Consider the following 18,909-nt stretch of genomic DNA (forward strand, 5'->3'; position numbering starts at 1 on the left):
TTCTGGCATAATCGCCGTTTTTCGACCTTAGGCAAGTGGCTCGCGCCGGGCTTGGCGTCGTCTGGCAGCGCAATTTTGCGCTCCGATACGGCAAGCGGCGGGTTGGCTACCGCTCTCACCAAGGAAAGACCATGAAAGAAGGCATCCACCCGAACTACCGCGAAGTCGTCTTCCAAGACATGTCGAACGGCTTCAAGTTCATCACGCGCTCGACGATCCAGACGCGTGAAAACATCGAACTCGACGGCAAGACCTACCCGCTCGCCAAGATCGAAGTGTCGTCGGAATCGCACTCGTTCTACACCGGCCAGCAAAAGATCATGGACACGGCAGGCCGTGTCGAGAAGTTCAAGAACAAGTTCGGCGCACGCGCCAGCGGCAAACTCGCGAAGTAAGCTTCGCGCCGCATCCGGTGGTTGCAACGCACCGGTATCGCACAAAAGGGCAGCCCAGGCTGCCCTTTTTTGTCTCTGCTCGCCCGGCAACGGCCGGCCGGCGCCCCGAGGAACCCCCTGACGCGCACCATCCGGCACGTCTACAATGCCGGATGCTAGAAACCGGCTCGACCGCGCGCGCCCGCGCCGGCCGCCCATAACAAAACGCTGATCTGCATGAAGCCTGTCGTCCGTCTCACCGCCTCCGCCACGCGTGCGCTGCCGCGCTGGCTGCTGCTTACGCTCTGCCTCGTCTACGCGGCGTTCGGCCTGTTCGGCCGGGACCCGTGGAAGAACGAAGACGCGGCGGGCTTCGGCGTGATGTGGACGATGGCCACCGGCGGCTGGCACGACTGGCTGCTGCCGAACCTGGTCGGCAAGTTCATCACGACCGACGGGCCGCTCGGCTACTGGCTCGGCGCGCTGTCGATCCGCGCGCTGGCGCCGTGGGTCGACGCGAGCAACGCGTCGCGCGTCGACACGGGCGTGCTGTTCTGTGTCGCGTGCGCGTTCGTCTGGTACGCCGCCTACCTGCTCGGCCGGCGCGCCGAGGTCCAGCCGTTCAAGTATGCATTCGGCGGCGAGCCGGAGCCGCGCGACTACGGCCGCACGCTCGCCGACGGCGCGCTGCTGATCCTCGTCGCATGCTTCGGGCTCGCGGAGCGCGGCCACGAAACGACGCCGCAGCTCGCGCAGTTCGCGTGGATCGCGATGCTTGTGTACGGCATCGTGCGCGGCATCGACAAACCGATGCAGGGCGCGCTGTGGTGGGGCGTCGCGATGGGCCTCGTCGGCCTGTCCGGCAACCCGGTGCTCGTGGTCGCGCTGCTCGCCGGCACGGCCGCGCTGTGGCTCATCACGCCGGAGATGCGCAACCTGCGCCTGCCGCTGATCGGCGTGCCGCTCGCGGCCGCGATCTCCGCGCTGTGGCCGCTCGCCGCCTTCAACGCGGCGCCCGACGACGCCGCGTGGTTCTTCAACCAGTGGATCCACGGCAGCCTGATGCGCTTCTCGGGCCCGCCGACCGCGGTGCTCGGCTATGCGGCGAAGAACCTGCCGCTCTTCACGTGGCCCGCATGGCCGCTCGCGATCTGGGCCTGGTGGAGCTGGGCCGGCATGCGCCGCCGCGCGCACATCGCGATTCCGCTGTCGGTCGTCGTGCCGCTCGTCGCGCTCGTGATCCTGCAGAGCCAGCAGTCGAACCGCATGTACATGCTCCTGCTGCCGCCGCTCGCGGTGCTCGCCACGTTCGCGCTGCCCACGCTCAAACGCGGCGCGATCAACGCGATCGACTGGTTCGCGGTGCTGAGCTTCACGATCCTCGGCACCTTCGTGTGGCTCGTGTGGCTCGCGTCGCTCACCGGCTTCCCGCATCCGCTTGCGCGCAACCTCGCGCGCCTCGTGCCGGGCTACGAGCCGCACTTCAAGATCCTGTCGTTCATCTGCGCGGTGATCGTCACCGTGTGCTGGTGCCTGCTCGCGCGCTGGCGCATCTCGCGCCAGCCGAAGGTGCTGTGGCGCAGCGTCGTGCTGTCCGGCGCGGGCACCACGCTGATGTGGGTGCTGCTGATGACGCTGTGGCTGCCGATCGTCAACTACGGCCGGACCTACAGCGACGTCGCGCAGCAGATCGCATCGCATCTGCCGAAGGACTACGAGTGCATCTCGCCCGTGCGGCTCGGGGATGCGCAGATCGCGACCTTCGCGTACTTCGGCGACATGCACTTCGAATTCTCGGGCGAATGCGACGTGATCCTGCGCCAGGACCGCGCGGACTTCGGCGAGCCGAGCGCGATGTCGCGATACGTGTGGCGTCTCGTGTGGGAAGGCCGCCGCGTGGCCGACCGCGACGAGCGCTTCCGCCTGTACGAGCGCATCGAGCGGCCGACGACGCCCGTCAAGCGCCGTGGCCCGCGCCGCCGGACGGTCGATTGACGATGTTCGCCGACATCCGCCGGATCGTCGGTCTCGCATGGCCGGTGCTCGTCGGCCAGCTCGCGATCATCGCGTTCGGCGTGATCGATACGGCGATGGTCGGCCGCTACTCGGCCATCGACCTGGCCGCGCTCGGGCTCGGTTCGTCGATCTACGTGTCGATCTACATCGGGATGACGGGCATCCTGTCCGCGCTGCAGCCGATCACCGGGCAGCTGTACGGCGCCCGCCGCTACGCCGAGATCGGCGAGGAAGTCCGCCAGGCGCTGTGGCTCGCGCTGATGCTCGCGGTGCCCGGCTTCCTGCTGCTGCATTTTCCCGAACCGCTGCTGCACATCGCCCACGCGCCGCCCGCGCTGCACGAGCGCACCGTCGATTACCTGCGCATCCTGTCGTACGGGCTGCCTGCGAGCCTCGTGTTCCGGATCTACAACGCGCTGACCAACGCGGCCGGCAAGCCGCGCCTCGCGATGATCCTGCAGATCGGCGCGCTGCTGCTCAAGTTTCCGCTCAACGTGTGGTTCATCTTCGGCGGGTTCGGCGTGCCGGCCCTCGGCGGCCCCGGTTGCGGGCTCGCGAGCACGCTGATCAACTGGGCGCTCGCGCTGGTCGGCTTCACGCTGCTCGCGAAGCTCGACGTGTTCACGCCGCTCGCGATCTTCTCGCGCTTTTGCTGGCCCGTCTGGGCGCGCCAGAAGGCGATCCTGAAGCTCGGCGTGCCGATGGGCCTGTCGTACCTGATCGAGGTCACGTCGTTCACGTGCATGGCGCTCTTCATCGCGCAGTTTGGCACGACGACGCTCGCCGGCCACCAGATCGCCGGCAACATCAGCGCGGTGCTGTACATGACGCCGCTGTCGATCGGCGTCGCGGCATCGACGCTCGTCGCGCGCGCGCTCGGTGCCGGCCGTCCGGACGAGGCGCGCCTGCTCGGCCGGCACAGCGTGATGCTCGCGTGCGGGATCGCGGCCGCGTATGGCGTACTCGTGTTCACGCTGCGTCCGCTGATCGTCAGCGGCTATACGCCGAACCCGGCCGTGGTGGCCGCCGCGCTGCCGCTGGTCGCGATCGTCACCTGCTATCACTTCTTCGATGCGCTGCAGATCACGTCGGCATTCGTGCTGCGCGCGTACAAGGTCGCGGTCGTGCCGACCGTGATCTACGCGGTCGCGCTGTGGGGCGTCGGGCTGGGCGGCGGCTACGTGCTCGGCTTCGACATCGGCGGCATCGCACCGGCATGGCTGACCGGTGCGCGTGGCTTCTGGTTCGCGAACACGATCAGCCTGATGCTCGCCGGTGCGGGACTCGCCCTCTACCTGCGCCGCGTCAGCCGCGCGGCGCTGTCCGTCGGCGCCTGACCCGCTACCAGCGGCCTACGCGGCCTACGCGTCCTCCAGCACGTCGGCCGCGTGATACGACGACCGCACGAGCGGGCCGGCCACGACTTCCCTGAAACCGAGCGCCAGCCCCTCGGCGCGCCATGCGGCGAACGCATCGGGGCTCACGTAGCGCCGCACCGGCAGATGGTGCGCGGACGGTGCGAGATACTGGCCGAGCGTCAATACGTCGACCTCGTGCGCACGCAGGTCGCGCAGCGTGTCGCGCACCTCGTCGTCGCACTCGCCGAGCCCGAGCATCAATCCCGATTTCGTCACGAGCGTCGGCCGCGCGGCCTTCGCCCGTGCGAGCAGTTCGAGCGAGCCGCGATAGTCGGCGCCGGGCCGCGCCGCCCGGTACAGCGACGGCACCGTCTCGATGTTGTGATTGAACACATCCGGCCACGCCGACGACAACGCGTCGAGCGCGCGTGGAACGCGGCCCCGGAAATCCGGCGTCAGCACCTCGATGCCGATGCCCGGCACGCTCGCGCGCACCGCCGCGATGCAGGCCGCAAAATGCGCGGCGCCGCCGTCGCGCAGGTCGTCGCGATCCACCGACGTGATCACGACGTAGCGCAGTCCGAGCGCCGCGACCGCGGCCGCGAGCCGCGCGGGCTCGCCGGGATCGAGCGGCTCGGGACGGCCGTGCGCGACATCGCAGAACGGGCAGCGCCGCGTGCACAGGCCGCCCATGATCATGAAGGTCGCGGTGCGCTGCGCGAAGCATTCGCCGATGTTCGGGCACATCGCCTCCTCGCAGACGGAATGCAGCCGGTGATCGCGCAGCACGGCCGCCATGTCGGCGACCGCCCCGCTCATCATCGGCCGCGCCCGCAGCCACGGCGGCTTCGGCAGCGCCGCGCCGGCCGCGGGCTCGACGCGCACCGGAATGCGCGCGAGCTTGTCGCGGCTCCTCGCGCCCGGCTGGCCGAGCGCGGTGAGGCTGGGTCGTTCGAGCGCGGCGGCCATCGTCAGTCTCCGAGAAACGCGACGATCAGGCGGTTCACGTCGGCAGCCGCCTCCATCTGCACCATGTGGCCGCTGCCGGCGATCACCTCGGCCTGCACGCCGTCCGGCAAGCCCTGCGCATGCTGCGCGGGAATCACCTCGTCGCGCTCGCCCCAGATCACGAGCGTGCGCGGCGCGAGCGACGCGACGCGGTCGCGGAACACGCGCCGCTGGGCCGCGCCGTCGAACGCGGCGTTCGCGATCTTCTCCAGCGCGGCCTGCACGCCTTCGAGTCGCTTGTACTTGACGAGGTCCTCGACCAGTTGCCGCGTGACGAGCGCGTGGTCCGCGAACAGCGCGCCGAGGTGCGGCTTCAGCGTATTGCGGCTGTTGCCGGCGACGAAGCCGTCGATGTAGCCGCGGTTGATGTCGGCGCCGAGCCCGGCGCTCGCGATCAGCGTCAGCGACGCCACGCGTTGCGGCGCGCGCTCGGCCGCCGCCATCGCGACCGCGCCGCCCATCGAATGGCCGATCAGGTGCGCGCGGTCGATATGCTGCGCGTCGAGCAGCGCGAGCACCGCGTCGGCCAGTTCGTCGAGGCTGCCGGCGTCGACCGCCTTGGCCGACTCGCCATGCCCGGGCAGATCGAGCGCCCACACGGGCCGGTGCGCGGCGAGTTCCGCATGGTTGAACAGCCAGTTGTTCAGGTCGCCGCCGAAGCCGTGGATCAGCACCGCGGGCGTGCCCGTGCCGTCGCCCAGCTTCAGGAACCGGATCGTGCGTCCGCCGATCTGCGCCTTCTCGGGCTGCGGGCCGCCGGCGTCGTCCGCGGCCGCGCTCGGCGTGAAATCGCGCTGGAATTCGGCGATCGCCGCATCGATGTCGGCATCGCTCGCGTCGGCCGCCGCAACCACGCCGAGCAGCGCACCGACCGGCAGCGTCTCGCCTTCCTGCGCGACCTGCCGGCGCAGCGTGCCGTCGAACGCGCACTCGACGCCCGACGAGATCTTGTCGGTCTCGACGTCGAGCACTTCGTCGCCCTTCGAAACGCGCTCGCCGATTGCCTTCAGCCAGCCGTTGACCTGCCCCTGCTCCATCGACAGCCCCCACTTGGGCATCGTGATCATGTGAATCGACATCGTGTCAGCTCCTCGTCTTCAGTACCGCCTGCGCGATCGCATCGGCGGACGGGATATACAGGTCTTCCAGCACGCCGGCGAACGGCGCGGGCGTGTGCGGCGCGGTCACGAGCTCGATCGGCGCCTTGAGCGTCCGGAACGCGCGCTGCGCGACGAGCGCGGCGATGTCGGTCGCCATCGAGCAGCGCGGGTTCGCCTCGTCGACGACCACCACGCGGCCGGTGCGCGCCGCGCTTTCGAGGATCGTTTCCTCGTCGAGCGGCGACGTCGTGCGCAGGTCGATCACGTCGACGTGGATGCCGTCCTTCGCGAGCTTCGCGGCCGCGTCGGTCGCGAGATGCACCATCCGGCCGTACGTGACGATCGTCGCGTCGTCGCCTTCGCGCACGACGTTCGCCTCGCCGAACGGAATCGCATAGGATTCCTCAGGCACGTCGCCTTCCCGCGTGTAGAGCAGCTTGTGTTCGAGGAAGATCACGGGATCGTCGTCGCGGATCGCCTGGATCAGCAGCCCCTTCGCGTCATACGGCGTCGCCGGGCACACGACCTTCAGCCCCGGGATGTGCGTGAACAGCGACGTGAGCATCTGCGAATGCTGCGCGGCCGCGCGCAGGCCGGCACCGTACATCGCGCGGATCACGACCGGCGTCACGGCCTTGCCGCCGAACATGTAGCGGAATTTCGCGGCCTGATTGAATATCTGGTCGAAGCACACACCCATGAAATCGATGAACATCAGCTCCGCGACCGGCCGCATCCCGCACGCGGCCGCACCGACCGCCGCGCCGATGTAGCCACCCTCCGACAGCGGCGTGTCGAGCACGCGCCCCGGAAACTTGTGGAACAGCCCCTTCGTCACGCCGAGCACGCCGCCCCACGCGTCGTCCTCGCCCGGCGCGCCCGCGCCGCCTGCATTGTCCTCGCCCATCACGATCACGCTGTCGTCGCGCGCCATTTCCTGCGCGAGCGCCTCGTTGATCGCCTGCGAATAAGTGATCTTCCTTGCCATGTCTGTCTCCTGGGATATTCGGTTCGCCGTGCCGGCCGCCAGCTGAGGGCTGCCGTGTCACATCGCATTCACGGGTACGACACGTACACGTCGGCCAGCAGGTCGGACGCATCGGGCAGCGGCGCGGCCTTCGCCTGCGCGACCGCGTCGTCGATCAGCGTCTTCACCTGGGCATCGACGGCACGCAGCTCGTCGGTCGTCAGCGCTTCGGCGCGCACGACGCGCGTTTCGAAATGCTTCAGGCAGTCCTTCTCGTCACGCAGCTTCTGCACTTCACCCGGCGCGCGATAGGTCTGCGCATCGCCTTCGAAGTGGCCGAAGTAGCGCGTGAACTTCACCTCGACGAGCGTCGGGCCGCCGCCGCTGCGCGCGCGTGCCACCGCTTCGCCGAGCGCCTCGTGCACCGCGAAGAAGTCGAAGCCGTCGACGATCACGCCGGGCATGCCGAAACCGTTCGCGCGATCGGCGATGTTGTCGGTCGCGACCGACCAGCTCGACGACGTCGCTTCCGCGTAGCCGTTGTTTTCGGCCACGAAGATCGCCGGCAGGCGCCACACCGACGCGAGGTTCATCGATTCGAAGATCACGCCCTGGTTCGACGCGCCGTCGCCGAAGAAGCACACGCCGACCCCGCCGGTCTTCTTGTGCTTGGCCGCGAGCGCCGCGCCGCACACGAGCGGGCCGCCCGCACCGACGATCCCGTTCGCGCCGAGCATCCCCATCGACAGGTCGGCGATATGCATCGAGCCGCCCTTGCCGTGGCAGACACCCGTCTTCTTGCCATAGATCTCGGCCATCATCCCGTGCACGTCGACGCCTTTCGCGATGCAGTGGCCGTGCCCGCGGTGCGTGGTCGCGACGTAGTCCTCGAGACCGAGGTGCAGCATCGTGCCGACCGCGGATGCCTCCTCGCCCGCATACAGGTGGACGAACCCGGGGATTTCGCCGGTCGCGAACTCGACGTGCAGACGTTCCTCGAATTCGCGGATCGTGCGCATCAGCCGGTAGGCGTCCAGCAGCTTGTCCCTGCTGAGCTGTGTCGAAACGGTCATGTGTGTCTCCTGGTAGGTCTGACTGCGAATGCCGCCGCGGCAACGCCCCGGCGACGGATTGCACGGCCTGCGGCCGTCGGTGAAACGTGAAGCTGCCGTCAGTCGCGCCACGCGCCGGCGGCGCGCAACACCTGACGCGACGACGCGTAACGCAGCGTGCGGCCCACATCGACGGTGAGCGGCCCGCGCCAGTCGAGCGCGATCTCGTAGCGATCGCCGCGCGCGACCTCGATCTCGCGCTCGCCGTCGAACGCGAGCGTGCCGCGCTCGAACGGGATCGTCTGCCACGCACCTTGTTCGAGGCGCTCGCAGCTGCGCATCACGACGCGATCGACGCGGCCGGGGGCGATCGGCGCGACGAGCGGTGTGCCGGCCGCGTTGCCGTCGGCGGCGAAGCGCATCGCGAGCCCGTGCGGCGCGCTGCGCTCGAGCGGCGCCCACGCGCCGCCGAGCGCGGACAGGCCGATGCCGTCCGGCTCCGCGAAGGTCAGGTACAGGGTGTCGATGTCGTCGGGCCCCGAGATTGCCCGCGCGCCGATGAAGCGCTGGCGTGCCGCGCACACGTCGACGAGCGCGATCTCCTCGCGCCCCGCGTTCGCGCCCGCCACGCCGCGCACGACGAGCCGCTTGTTGCGCACGAACGCGATCTCGGCCGGCACGGCGCCGGTCGCGGCCAGTCCTGCCGCGATGCCCGCGACGGTCGCCTCGCGATGTTCGGGAAATGCGTTGTTGGTGCCGGTGGACAGCGCGACGAGCGGCGTCGAGCCGCAGTGCGCGGCGACCGCGCGATGGGTGCCGTCGCCGCCGAGCACGACGATCAGCGCGACATCCCTCCGGCGCATGTACGCGGCGCCGGCGTGCGTGTCGGCAACCGTGTCGGAGATCGGCAGGTCGACGAATTCGACGTCGGGCCAGCGTTCGTGCGGCGCGAGCGCGCGATGCGTATCGAGCGCCCGCATCAGCAGCGTCGCGATGCCCGTCTTGTCGCGCAGGGTCAGCACGCGCTCGACGCCCATTGCGCCGAGGCCGGCAAGCAGGCGCACGACCATGTTGGCTTTTTCCGCGGTCGGGAACACGGATGCATGCGTCGTCAGGCGGCGAATGTCGCGCCCCGATGCGGGGTTCGCGATCACGCCGACGGTCACGGGCGTCGTCACGGGCTTGTCTCCATCCAGTGGACCGGCGCTCGCGCACCGGCCCTTCATGTGTCGTCCGCCGTCATCGAGGGCGGCGGATCGTCGTCGCCGACGCAATTGCGCCGGCATTGCCCGTCACATCTGCAAGCGGCGTGCCACCATGTGTGCAACGTCCGCGAAACCCGTGTGGAGCTTGGCTCGGCGGGGTGCGCACGTCACCGGCACCTGCTGCCGGACAGCTCGAAGCGCCGCGAAACAGGCCGTACGTCTCACGTCGTCGCCCTGTCGACACGACGACTTGCGCGCCGTGCTCGTCATTGCCGTTTGGCCTGCAACGCACGCGCATCGCGGCGTGGCACGCACCGCCGCGCCCGCGACCACCGCGTTGCCGGGTGTGTCCGCGCGTCTCAGTTGCGCGAGACGGGCTGAGATGCCGATGAGACGAACGTCTCATGCCGCGCGCGTGCTGCGATGCAATGTGATCCACCGCCGCGGATGTGCTACAAGAGCATCGAAATCCCCGCCGTACGGAACCGGAGCCGACCATGCCCTATGCCGTCCCCCAGGCCCAGCACGCCGACCGTGTGCTCGGCGCGCTCGCCGGGCGCCTGCCCGCGCCGGCCGATTCCGCGCGTCTCGTGTCGTCGTGGCAGCGCTCGCTCGAGCGCTACGCGCTCGACCCTGCTTCGTCGATCGGCCCGCGCGTGCTGACCGCGGCCGAGTTGCGCGAGGTGCGCGACAAGGAGGAGGCGTTCCTGCGCGCATCGGGCCAGTGCCTGACGCGCCTGCACGAGATGATCCGGGTCGCCGACTATTGCGTGATGCTGACCGACGCGCATGGCGTGACGATCGACTACCGGATCGACCGGGAGCGTCGCAACGACTTCCGCCATGCGGGGCTGCACATCGGCTCGTGCTGGTCGGAAAGCGAGGAAGGCACCTGCGGCGTCGCGAGCGTGCTGACCGATCTCGCGCCGATCACCGTGCACAAGACCGACCATTTCCGCGCGGCGTTCACCACGCTCACCTGCAGCGCGGCCCCGATCTTCTCGCCGGGCGGCGAACTGATCGGCGTGCTCGATGCGTCGGCCGTCCAGTCGCCCGACGGCCGCGACAGCCAGCGGCTCGTGTACCAGCTCGTGCGGCAGAGCGCGGCGCTGATCGAGGACGGCTATTTCGTGCACAGCACCGCGCAGCACTGGATATTGTTCGGGCATCCGAACCGTCACTACGTCGAGGCACAGCCCGAATGGCTGATCGCGTTCGATGAATGCGGCAATATCGTCGCCGCGAACCGGCACGCGCGCGACGCGCTGCCGGCGCTGCGCGAACCGCGCCATATCGACGAGATCTTCGATGCCACCGAGATGCCGCTGCGCGACGCCGCGCGGCTCGATGCGATCGTCGCGCTGCGGCTGCGCGCGACCGGCGCGCCGCTTTATGCGCGACTGCGCGCCCCGCTACGGGGTGCGGGCCGCGAAAGCGGCGCGGCACGGGCCGCCCCGACCTCGCGCCGCCCCGGCATCGCGCAGCGCCACGTCGGCGCGCTGACACCGTTCCTGCACAGCAGCGACGCGCGCGTCGCGCAGCAGGCCGAACTCGCGCTGCGTGTCGCGAGCAAGCGGCTGCCGATTCTCGTGCTCGGCGAAACCGGCGCGGGAAAGGAGGTGTTCGCGCGCGCGATCCACGACGCCGGCGCGCGACGTACGCGGCCGTTCGTCGCGGTCAACTGCGGCGCGCTGCCCGAGGCACTGATCGAAAGCGAGCTGTTCGGCTATGCGGCCGGTGCATTCACCGGCGCGCGCAAGCACGGCGCGCGCGGCAAGATCGCGCTCGCCGACGGCGGCACGCTGTTCCTCGACGAAATCGGCGACATGCCGCTCACGCTGCAAACGCGCCTGCTGCGCGTGCTCGCCGACGGTGAGGTCGTGCCACTCGGCAGCGACACGCCCGTGCGCGTCGATCTCGACGTGATCTGCGCGACCCATCGCGATCTCGCGCGGATGGTGGCCGACGGCACGTTCCGCGAGGACCTGTATTACCGGCTGAGCGGCGCGACGTTCGAGCTGCCGCCGCTGCGCGAGCGCGCGGACGTGGGCGACGTGATCGCCACGGTGTTCGCCGAGGAGGCGCAGGCGACCGGCCACGTGCTCACGCTCGACCCGACGCTTGCCGCGCAGCTCGCCGCGTATCCGTGGCCCGGCAACGTGCGCCAGCTGCGCAACGTGCTGCGCTATGCGTGCGCGGTATGCGACGCCGCGCGCGTGACGCGGCGCGACCTGCCGGCCGATCTTGCCGCGCAGCTCGGCGCCGGTGCGGCCGGCGCACTGCCGGACGACGAGCGCGGCCGCATCGTCGCGGCGCTCACCGCGCATCGCTGGCGGCCCGATGCGGCCGCGAAGGCGCTCGGCATCTCGCGCGCGACGCTGTACCGGCGAATCGCCAAGCACCGGATCGTCGCGCCGCACCGCGTCTGACGCCCGCGACGCATCGGCACGCTTCGCATCACGCCGTGTGCGCGGCCGCCCCGGTTTCGGCGCCGTCGCGGCCGAGCGCTTCATCGCGTCGCGTGAACACCTCGTGCGCTGCGAACAACGCGTTCAGCGCGGCCGGGAACCCCGCGTAGACGGCCATCTGCATGAACACCTCGACGATCTCTTCGCGCGTGCAGCCGACGTTCAGCGCGGCCTCGATATGCACCTTCAGTTGCGGCTGCGCATTGCCGAGCGCAGCGAGCGCGGCGATCGTCGCAATCTCGCGCGCCTTCAGGTCGAGCTGCGGCCGGCTGTAGATGTCGCCGAAGCTGAACTCGACGAGCAGCCGCCCGAAGTCGGGCGCGATCGGCGCGAGCGCCGCGACCACGCGTTCGCCCGCTTCGCCGTCGATTTCCTTCAGCTTGTTCCAGCCACGCGTATAGCGGTCTTCAACGAGTCGTTCCATGGTGTCCGTCCTGTTCAGAGAGTGAATGAGTAGATTTCGCCCGTCGTTCCGTCTCGCGCTCCTGCGTCTCGTAGTACGCGATCTTGTCGCCGATCGCGTCGAGGCTCGCCTGCAGCTCGGCAATGTGCGCGCGCACCGCGTCGCGATGCGCGGCCAGCAACCGCCGCCGCTCACCGAACGTCGACTCGCCTTGTGCCCGCAACGCCGCGAACTGCTGCATCTGCGCGATCGGCATGCCGGTCGCCTTCAGGCGCATCACGAAGGCGAGCCAGTCCAGGTCGGCCGGTGCATAGAGCCGGTGCCCGGCCGCCGTGCGCGAAATCGCGCGCAGCAGGCCGGCCTGCTCGTAATACCGCAACGTGTGCGTCGACACGCCGGTCAGTTCGGCGACTTGCCCGATCGTCAGCGGACCGGCGGCGGAAGGTTTGGATACGGTTTTCGACATGGCAGGAACAAGGTTAGGAGTTAGAGTTCACTCTAAGTCAAGCATCGTCGCATGGCCATATCAAATAATTTGCGGTCCGCGCTGCGGACCGCATCGCGGACACCGTAAAGAATGGTCAAAACCGCGGCCCGGTGCAGCTTTCTGTCTTTACAGCGGCGCAAGCCTTCAGCAAGATTCGGTCATCGCCTGTCTTAAAAAGGGCACGCATTTGTCCTATGCTTAACGGCGACGCCCGGCCGGGTCTCGTCCAGTCGTCCGTTGCAACGCCCATTCATCCGTCAGAACCAGGGAGCCCTTGCCATGCTGAAAAAGCTGCTGATGCTGTTCGTCGCGCTGTCGCTGTCGCTTGCCGCCGGCCTCGCCGCGGCCGTCGAAGTCAACACGGCCGACCAGGCCGCGCTCGAAGCGGTGAAGGGGCTCGGGCCAGTGAAGTCGAAGGCGATCATCGACGAACGCACCAAGAACGGCCCGTTCAAGGACGCGGACGATCTCGCGAACCGCGTGAAGGGTCTCGGCACGAAATCGGTCGGGCATCTCGAGGAAAACGGCCTGACGATCGGCGGCTCGTCGACGCCGCCGAAGGGCGTGAAGCTGTCGAAGCCAACCGCGACGACGTCGGCGACCACGTCGGCCACGACGTCGGCAGGCACCGCCTCGACGCCGACGACCGCGACGACCACGCCGACCGGCACGACGGCGACCGCACCGGCCGCCAACGCGCCGGAAGCGGCGGCCAAGCCCGCCAAGAGCAAGCGCGCATCGAAGAAAGAGAAGGCGGCCGCAGCCGCGGCGGCATCCGCCGATGCAGGTGCAGGCGCGAGCGCGCCGGCCGCTGCGTCGTCCACGAAGGCGACCAAGGGTTCGAAGAAGAAGAGCAAGAAGGACAAGGCAGCCTCCGCCGCCGCGGCGTCGGGCGCCTGATGTGCGCCGCGCGCGCGACGGCGTGCGCGCGGCTTTCGATCAACGGGCGCCGTTGCTGCGGCGCCCTTTTCAGTGAAGGTGAAGAACCATGGGTCTCCTCGACATCGTTGGCGGTCTGATCGGCGGCCAGGCCGGCGGCAACTCGCAAAGCGCGCTCATCACGACCGCGCTCGAATTCATCAACAACCAGCCGGGCGGCCTGAACGGCCTGATCGAGAAGTTCAAGGCCGGCGGCGCCGGCGAGATCATCGGCTCGTGGGTCGGCAACGGCGAAAACCAGCCGATCTCGGGCGACACGCTGCAGAACGTGCTCGGCTCCGACGTCGTCGGCGCGCTGGCAACCAAGGTCGGCATCGATCCGTCGCAGGCCTCGTCGATCCTCGCGCAGGTGCTGCCGCACGTCGTCAACGGCGCGACGCCGAACGGCGAAGTGCCGGCCGGCGGCCAGGTCGATACGTCGAACGTGCTCGGCACGCTCACGCAGCTCGCCGGCATGTTCGGCGGCAACAAGCCGGCCTGAGCCCGCACCGCACCGCCTGACGGCCCCGGCAGCGGTTTCGGCCGCTCCATATGCAAACACCCCGCCTGAGCGGGGTGTTTGTTTTTGCGCACCCGGCGCGAACCGGGCGGGCGGCCGATCAGCGGCGCTCAGTGCACGACGCGGTCGAACATGAACTCGCCGTCGTGGACGTCGACCGGGATCACGTCCTTCGGGCCGAAGCGGCCCGCGAGAATCAGCTTCGCGACCGGGTTCTCGATCTCCTGCTGGATCGCGCGCTTCAGCGGCCGCGCGCCGAACACCGGATCGTAGCCGACCTTCGCGATCTGTTCGAGCGCCGCCGGCGACACGTCGAGCGCCATGTCGAGCTTCGCGAGCCGGTCGTGCAGGCGTGCGAGCTGGATCTTCGCGATCGATTCGATGTTGCTGCGATCGAGCGCATGGAACACGACGACGTCGTCGATCCGGTTCAGGAACTCCGGACGGAAGTGCTGCTTCACCTCGATCCACACGGCGTCCTTGATCTCTTCCTGCGGCGCGCCCGTCATCGCCTGGATCACCTGCGAGCCGAGGTTCGACGTCATCACGATCACCGTGTTCTTGAAGTCGACCGTACGCCCCTGCCCGTCGGTCATGCGACCGTCGTCGAGCACCTGCAGCAGCACGTTGAATACGTCCGGATGCGCCTTCTCGATCTCGTCGAGCAGGATCACGCTGTACGGCTTGCGGCGCACGGCTTCCGTCAGGTAGCCGCCTTCCTCGTAGCCGACATAGCCCGGCGGCGCGCCGATCAGCCGCGCGACGCTGTGCTTCTCCATGAACTCGCTCATGTCGATGCGGATCAGGTGCTCTTCCGAATCGAACAGGAACGACGCCAGCGCCTTGCACAGCTCGGTCTTGCCGACACCCGTCGGGCCGAGGAACAGGAACGAGCCGTACGGACGGTTCGGATCGGCGAGACCCGCGCGCGAACGACGGATCGCATCCGCGACCGCGCTGATCGCCTCGTCCTGGCCGACCACGCGCTCGTGCAGCTTTTCCTCGATGTGCAGCAGCTTCTCGCGTTCGCCCTGCATCATCCGCGACACCGGAATCCCGGTTGCGCGCGACACGACTTCCGCGATTTCTTCCGCGCCAACCTGCGTGCGCAGCAGACGCGGACGCGTCGGGTTGTGCTGCTCCTGCTCTTCGGCCTGCGTGACCTGCTTCAGTTGCGACTCGAGTTGCGGCAGCTTGCCGTACTGCAGTTCGGCGACCTTCTCCAGCTTGCCTTCACGCTGCAGGCGCACGATGTCGGCCCGCACCTTCTCGATCTCTTCCTTGAGCTGCGCGCTGCCCTGCACGGCGGCCTTCTCGGCGGTCCAGATCTCCTCGAGGTCCGCATATTCGCGGCCGAGACGGTCGATCTCTTCCTCGATCAGCTGCAGGCGCTTCTGCGACGCTTCGTCCTGCTCCTTCTTCACGGCCTCGCGCTCGATCTTCAGCTGGATCAGACGACGATCGAGCTTGTCCATCTCTTCGGGCTTCGAATCGATTTCCATCTTGATCTTCGACGCAGCCTCGTCGATCAGGTCGATCGCCTTGTCCGGCAGGAAACGGTCGGTGATGTAGCGGTGCGACAGCTCGGCCGCGGCGACGATCGCCGGGTCGGTGATGTCGACGCCGTGGTGCAGTTCGTACTTCTCCTGCAGCCCGCGCAGGATCGCGATCGTCGCCTCGACGCTCGGCTCGTCGACGAGCACCTTCTGGAAGCGGCGCTCGAGCGCGGCGTCCTTCTCGATGTACTTGCGGTATTCGTCGAGCGTGGTCGCGCCGATGCAGTGCAGCTCGCCGCGCGACAGCGCCGGCTTCAGCATGTTGCCCGCATCCATCGCGCCTTCGGCCTTGCCCGCGCCGACCATCGTGTGGATCTCGTCGATGAACACGATCGTCTGGCCTTCGTCCTTCGCGATGTCGTTGAGCACGGCCTTCAGGCGCTCCTCGAACTCGCCGCGATACTTCGCGCCGGCGAGCAGCGCGGCCATGTCGAGCGACAGCACGCGCTTGCCCTTCAGCGTCTCGGGCACTTCGCCGTTGACGATCCGCTGCGCGAGCCCTTCGACGATCGCGGTCTTGCCAACGCCCGGCTCGCCGATCAGCACCGGGTTGTTCTTGGTGCGGCGCTGCAGGATCTGGATCGAGCGGCGGATTTCGTCGTCGCGGCCGATCACCGGGTCGAGCTTGCCCGCACGGGCGCGCTCGGTCAGGTCGACCGTGTATTTCTTCAGCGCCTCGCGCTGGCTTTCGGCGTCCTGGCTGTGCACCTGCGAGCCGCCGCGCACCGCGGCGATCGCGGCTTCGAGCGACTTGCGCGACAGGCCGTGCTGGCGCGCGAGCTTGCCGGCTTCGCCCTTGTCGTCGGACACGGCGAGCAGGAACATCTCGCTCGCGATGAACGTGTCGTTGAGCTTCTGCGCTTCCTTGTCGGCCTGGTTCAGCAGCCCGGCCAACTCGCGGCCGATCTGGATGTCGCCGCCCGTGCCCGTCACTTGCGGCAGGCGCGAAATGGCCTCGTTCAGCGCGCCTTGCAGCGCCTGCACATGAACGCCGGCGCGCGACATCAGCGAGCGGGCGGAGCCGTCGTGCTGCGCGACCAGCGCCGCCAGCACGTGAACCGGTTCGATGTATTGATTGTCGCGGCCTGCCGCGAGGCTTTGCGCGTCTGCCAGTGCTTCCTGGAACTTGGTGGTGAGCTTGTCGATTCTCATTTAGTCGAGACCTCCAATTTTCGATTAACACCAAGATGAGGATGGTTATGCGGGTTTCAAGCGAAATTCGGGTTGATTCAGCGCAAAAAACACACGCATCGGTTCATGGGCACAGGGCAGCGGGATGCGGGGTAACGCCGGCGTGTCAGCCGGCCTTCGACGGCACTACCACGGACGCCAGCGCGTCATCCCCGGACGGCTCGGCCCGCACCAGCGCGATCGGACGAATGCCCAGCAGCGCGACGAGCGGCGACGCGGGTTCGGCCAGCTCGCCGAGCGTGTGGCCGTCCAGTTCGGCGAAGAACGCATCGCGCGCGGCCGCCAGCACGCCCTTCAGGCGGCACTGCGGCTCGATCACGCAGCCGCGCGACTCGCCGCCGTCGGCGGAAAAGCAGCCGACCAGCGCGAAATCGTTCTCGGTCGCGCGCACCACCTGCCCGACCGTCAGCTTCAGCGAGTCGGGGAACAGTCGCAGCCCGCCGTTGCGGCCGCGCACGGTATCGACCCAGCCGAGCTCGCCGAGCTGCTGGACGACCTTCATCAGATGGTTCTTGGAGATGCCGTAGGCGTCCGAGATCTCCTGGATCGTCGCGAGCCCATCGCCGCGCACGGCGAGATACAGCATGACGCGCAGCGAGTAGTCGGTGTAGTCGGTGAGTCTCATGAGCGGATACGGAAAATGATCGATCGTGCCCCGATCATGCGGACCGGGTCGATCGGCGCGCGCCGGACCGGCCGGCGGGCGCGCCTGAAGGCGCCGGGTTGCCGGGACGGCCTGCGCGCAATAAGATGCATGGAATCCACGCATTTTTCAGGCAATGGTCGACGCTATTTTGCGTCAAAATCCGCCCGGCGTCCTGCGCATTCCCTGCGCTGCCGCACCCACGGGCTCCGCCAACGCCCCGAATTTTCCGGCCCTTTTTGCGATGACTGCCCTGCCCGCCTCGCCCGATACCGCGCCGGCCCGCCCCCGCGACGCCGAACCGACCGAAGACAATATCCGCGATCTCGTGTACGCGTTCTACGACCGCGTGCGCGCCGATCCGCTGCTCGGGCCCGTGTTCGACGCGAAGCTGGATGGCCGCTGGGACGACCATCTGCCGAAGATGGTCAGCTTCTGGTCGAGCCTCGTGCTCGGTACCAAAGGCTATCGCGGCAACGTGCAGCAGGCGCACCAGCCGCTCGACGGGATCGAGCCCGCGCATTTCAGCCGCTGGCTGTCGCTGTTCCTGAAGACCGTCGAGGGGCGCTACACACCGCCAGCGGCGCTCCGCTTCATGGAACCCGCGCTGCGGATCGCGCAAAGCCTGCAGCTGAGCCGCTTCGGCTGGGACTACCAGATCCCGCCCGAGCAGCAGGCGCTGCTCGATGCGGTCGCGCCGCGCCGCCGCGACGCGGGCGACGATCCTGACGCGCTGCCGTCGCGCGCGCGTGGCGAGCCGTTTCCGACGAAGATCATCGGGCGCGGCGTCGATCCGGACGCCTGACGCGGCGAATCGCGGCGCTTGAACGCCGGAGCGCTCGACCGCCCGCGGCACAATGCCGCACGCCGCGATGCCGCGCTCAGCGCCGCGTGTTCCCCGATTCGACGCCCCAGCGCGCGAGCGCCGCATCGTCGGTGCTGCGGGCATCGACCCAGCGTTCGCCGTCCGGCGTCGTTTCCTTTTTCCAGAACGGCGCCTCGGTCTTCAGGTAATCCATCACGAACTCGCACGACGCGAACGCGTCGCCGCGGTGCGACGCGACGGTGGCGACCATCACGATCTGGTCGAGCGGCAGCAAGCGGCCGACGCGATGCACGATCGCGACGTCGATGCCGGGCCAGCGCCGGCCAGCCTCGGCGGCGATCTTCTCGAGCGCCTTCTCGGTCATCCCCGGATAGTGCTCGAGCTCCATCGCGGCGACCGAATCGCCTTCGTTCAGGTCACGCACGGTGCCGACGAAGCACGCGAGCGCACCGATTTTCGGGTTGCGCGCGCGCAATGCCGCCACTTCGGCATTCAGGTCGAAGTCATCGGTCTGGATTCGTATCGTTGCCATGACAAACCCCTCATCCGCCCGTCACCGGCGGAAAAAACGCGACCTCGCAGCCGTCGGTGAGCCGCGTGTCGGGGTCGGTCATTTCGTGATTGCACGCCATGCGCAACGCGCGCCCTTCGGCGAGCGTCTCGGCCCACGCGCCGCCGCGCAGGCGCAGCCATGCGCGCACGTCGCCGACGGTCGTCACGCCGTCGGGCACGTCGGCCTGCTCGTCGGACACGCCCAGCGCCTCGCGCACGCTTGCAAAGAATTTCAGCTGAATCTTCATAGGTCGGGAAGCCGTCG

General features: G+C 68.6%; 18 protein-coding genes. 7 read left to right on the top strand and 11 right to left on the bottom strand.

The features are described 5' to 3' along the window. Nucleotides 1-131 precede the first annotated feature (131 nt). The 3 genes from FFI87_RS09340 to FFI87_RS09355 all read left to right on the top strand — a co-directional run bounded on the left by FFI87_RS09340 (nt 132) and on the right by FFI87_RS09355 (nt 3,727). On the top strand, nt 132-395 hold the full coding sequence (locus tag FFI87_RS09340) for a type B 50S ribosomal protein L31 (RefSeq protein WP_006761151.1): 264 nt from the start codon (nt 132-134) through the stop codon (nt 393-395). A 216-nt stretch (nt 396-611) separates the two neighbouring features. Further along, on the top strand, nt 612-2,369 hold the full coding sequence (locus FFI87_RS09350; protein ID WP_138847604.1) for an ArnT family glycosyltransferase: 1,758 nt from the start codon (nt 612-614) through the stop codon (nt 2,367-2,369). Between the two features lie 2 nt (nt 2,370-2,371). Further along, nucleotides 2,372-3,727 (top strand): MATE family efflux transporter, encoded by a 1,356-nt coding sequence (locus tag FFI87_RS09355; protein WP_138847603.1) that lies wholly within the window; start codon nt 2,372-2,374, stop codon nt 3,725-3,727. Nucleotides 3,728-3,751: 24 nt separating this feature from the next. On the opposite strand, the gene lipA is transcribed toward FFI87_RS09355, so the two are convergent. The 5 genes from lipA to FFI87_RS09380 form a co-directional block, all read right to left on the bottom strand. Then, nucleotides 3,752-4,717 (bottom strand): lipoyl synthase, encoded by a 966-nt coding sequence (gene lipA, locus FFI87_RS09360; RefSeq protein WP_138847602.1) that lies wholly within the window; start codon nt 4,715-4,717, stop codon nt 3,752-3,754. Nucleotides 4,718-4,719: 2 nt separating this feature from the next. Next, nucleotides 4,720-5,835 carry an acetoin dehydrogenase dihydrolipoyllysine-residue acetyltransferase subunit gene (locus FFI87_RS09365; RefSeq protein ID WP_138847601.1) on the bottom strand — a complete coding sequence of 372 codons (1,116 nt, stop codon included), beginning with the start codon at nt 5,833-5,835 and terminating at the stop codon, nt 4,720-4,722. Between the two features lie 4 nt (nt 5,836-5,839). Further along, on the bottom strand, nt 5,840-6,844 hold the full coding sequence (locus FFI87_RS09370) for an alpha-ketoacid dehydrogenase subunit beta (RefSeq protein ID WP_012364013.1): 1,005 nt from the start codon (nt 6,842-6,844) through the stop codon (nt 5,840-5,842). Between the two features lie 68 nt (nt 6,845-6,912). Next, nucleotides 6,913-7,896, bottom strand: a complete 984-nt coding sequence (locus FFI87_RS09375; RefSeq protein ID WP_138847600.1) for a thiamine pyrophosphate-dependent dehydrogenase E1 component subunit alpha — start codon at nt 7,894-7,896, stop codon at nt 6,913-6,915. A gap of 98 nt (nt 7,897-7,994) precedes the next feature. Next, nucleotides 7,995-9,053 carry an ATP-NAD kinase family protein gene (locus tag FFI87_RS09380; protein ID WP_138847599.1) on the bottom strand — a complete coding sequence of 353 codons (1,059 nt, stop codon included), beginning with the start codon at nt 9,051-9,053 and terminating at the stop codon, nt 7,995-7,997. A 524-nt stretch (nt 9,054-9,577) separates the two neighbouring features. Between FFI87_RS09380 and FFI87_RS09385 the strand changes: the two genes are divergently transcribed. Next, on the top strand, nt 9,578-11,509 hold the full coding sequence (locus FFI87_RS09385) for a sigma-54-dependent Fis family transcriptional regulator (RefSeq protein WP_138847598.1): 1,932 nt from the start codon (nt 9,578-9,580) through the stop codon (nt 11,507-11,509). A gap of 28 nt (nt 11,510-11,537) precedes the next feature. Here the strand turns inward: FFI87_RS09385 and FFI87_RS09390 are convergent, their stop codons facing one another. Both FFI87_RS09390 and FFI87_RS09395 read right to left on the bottom strand, forming a co-directional pair. After that, nucleotides 11,538-11,972 (bottom strand): carboxymuconolactone decarboxylase family protein, encoded by a 435-nt coding sequence (locus FFI87_RS09390; RefSeq protein ID WP_012364016.1) that lies wholly within the window; start codon nt 11,970-11,972, stop codon nt 11,538-11,540. Beyond that, a complete protein-coding gene (locus FFI87_RS09395; protein WP_138847597.1) occupies nt 11,956-12,417 on the bottom strand; it encodes a MerR family transcriptional regulator in 462 nt (153 codons plus the stop codon). The genes FFI87_RS09390 and FFI87_RS09395 overlap by 17 nt, the downstream gene beginning before the upstream one ends. A gap of 300 nt (nt 12,418-12,717) precedes the next feature. On the opposite strand from FFI87_RS09395, the gene FFI87_RS09400 reads away from it, so the two are divergent. Continuing rightward, entirely contained in the window at nt 12,718-13,338 is a 621-nt protein-coding gene (locus FFI87_RS09400) for a ComEA family DNA-binding protein (RefSeq protein WP_138847596.1), read from the top strand. A gap of 88 nt (nt 13,339-13,426) precedes the next feature. Continuing rightward, a complete protein-coding gene (locus FFI87_RS09405; protein WP_138847595.1) occupies nt 13,427-13,858 on the top strand; it encodes a YidB family protein in 432 nt (143 codons plus the stop codon). A gap of 128 nt (nt 13,859-13,986) precedes the next feature. Here FFI87_RS09405 and clpB read toward each other — a convergent pair whose 3' ends face one another. Then, entirely contained in the window at nt 13,987-16,584 is a 2,598-nt protein-coding gene (gene clpB, locus FFI87_RS09410; RefSeq protein WP_011657048.1) for an ATP-dependent chaperone ClpB, read from the bottom strand. A 145-nt stretch (nt 16,585-16,729) separates the two neighbouring features. Then, nucleotides 16,730-17,248, bottom strand: coding sequence for an Rrf2 family transcriptional regulator (locus tag FFI87_RS09415; protein ID WP_012364020.1), 519 nt, complete (start codon nt 17,246-17,248; stop codon nt 16,730-16,732). Nucleotides 17,249-17,510: 262 nt separating this feature from the next. Between FFI87_RS09415 and FFI87_RS09420 the strand changes: the two genes are divergently transcribed. Then, entirely contained in the window at nt 17,511-18,071 is a 561-nt protein-coding gene (locus tag FFI87_RS09420) for a group III truncated hemoglobin (protein ID WP_138847594.1), read from the top strand. Between the two features lie 76 nt (nt 18,072-18,147). Here FFI87_RS09420 and FFI87_RS09425 read toward each other — a convergent pair whose 3' ends face one another. Continuing rightward, on the bottom strand, nt 18,148-18,624 hold the full coding sequence (locus FFI87_RS09425) for a molybdenum cofactor biosynthesis protein MoaE (RefSeq protein ID WP_138847593.1): 477 nt from the start codon (nt 18,622-18,624) through the stop codon (nt 18,148-18,150). Between the two features lie 10 nt (nt 18,625-18,634). Next, a complete protein-coding gene (gene moaD, locus FFI87_RS09430) occupies nt 18,635-18,892 on the bottom strand; it encodes a molybdopterin converting factor subunit 1 (protein WP_006758354.1) in 258 nt (85 codons plus the stop codon). Nucleotides 18,893-18,909 lie beyond the last annotated feature (17 nt).

Origin of the sequence: Burkholderia sp. KBS0801, assembly GCF_005937855.2 — a bacterium.
GTDB lineage: Bacteria > Pseudomonadota > Gammaproteobacteria > Burkholderiales > Burkholderiaceae > Burkholderia > Burkholderia ambifaria.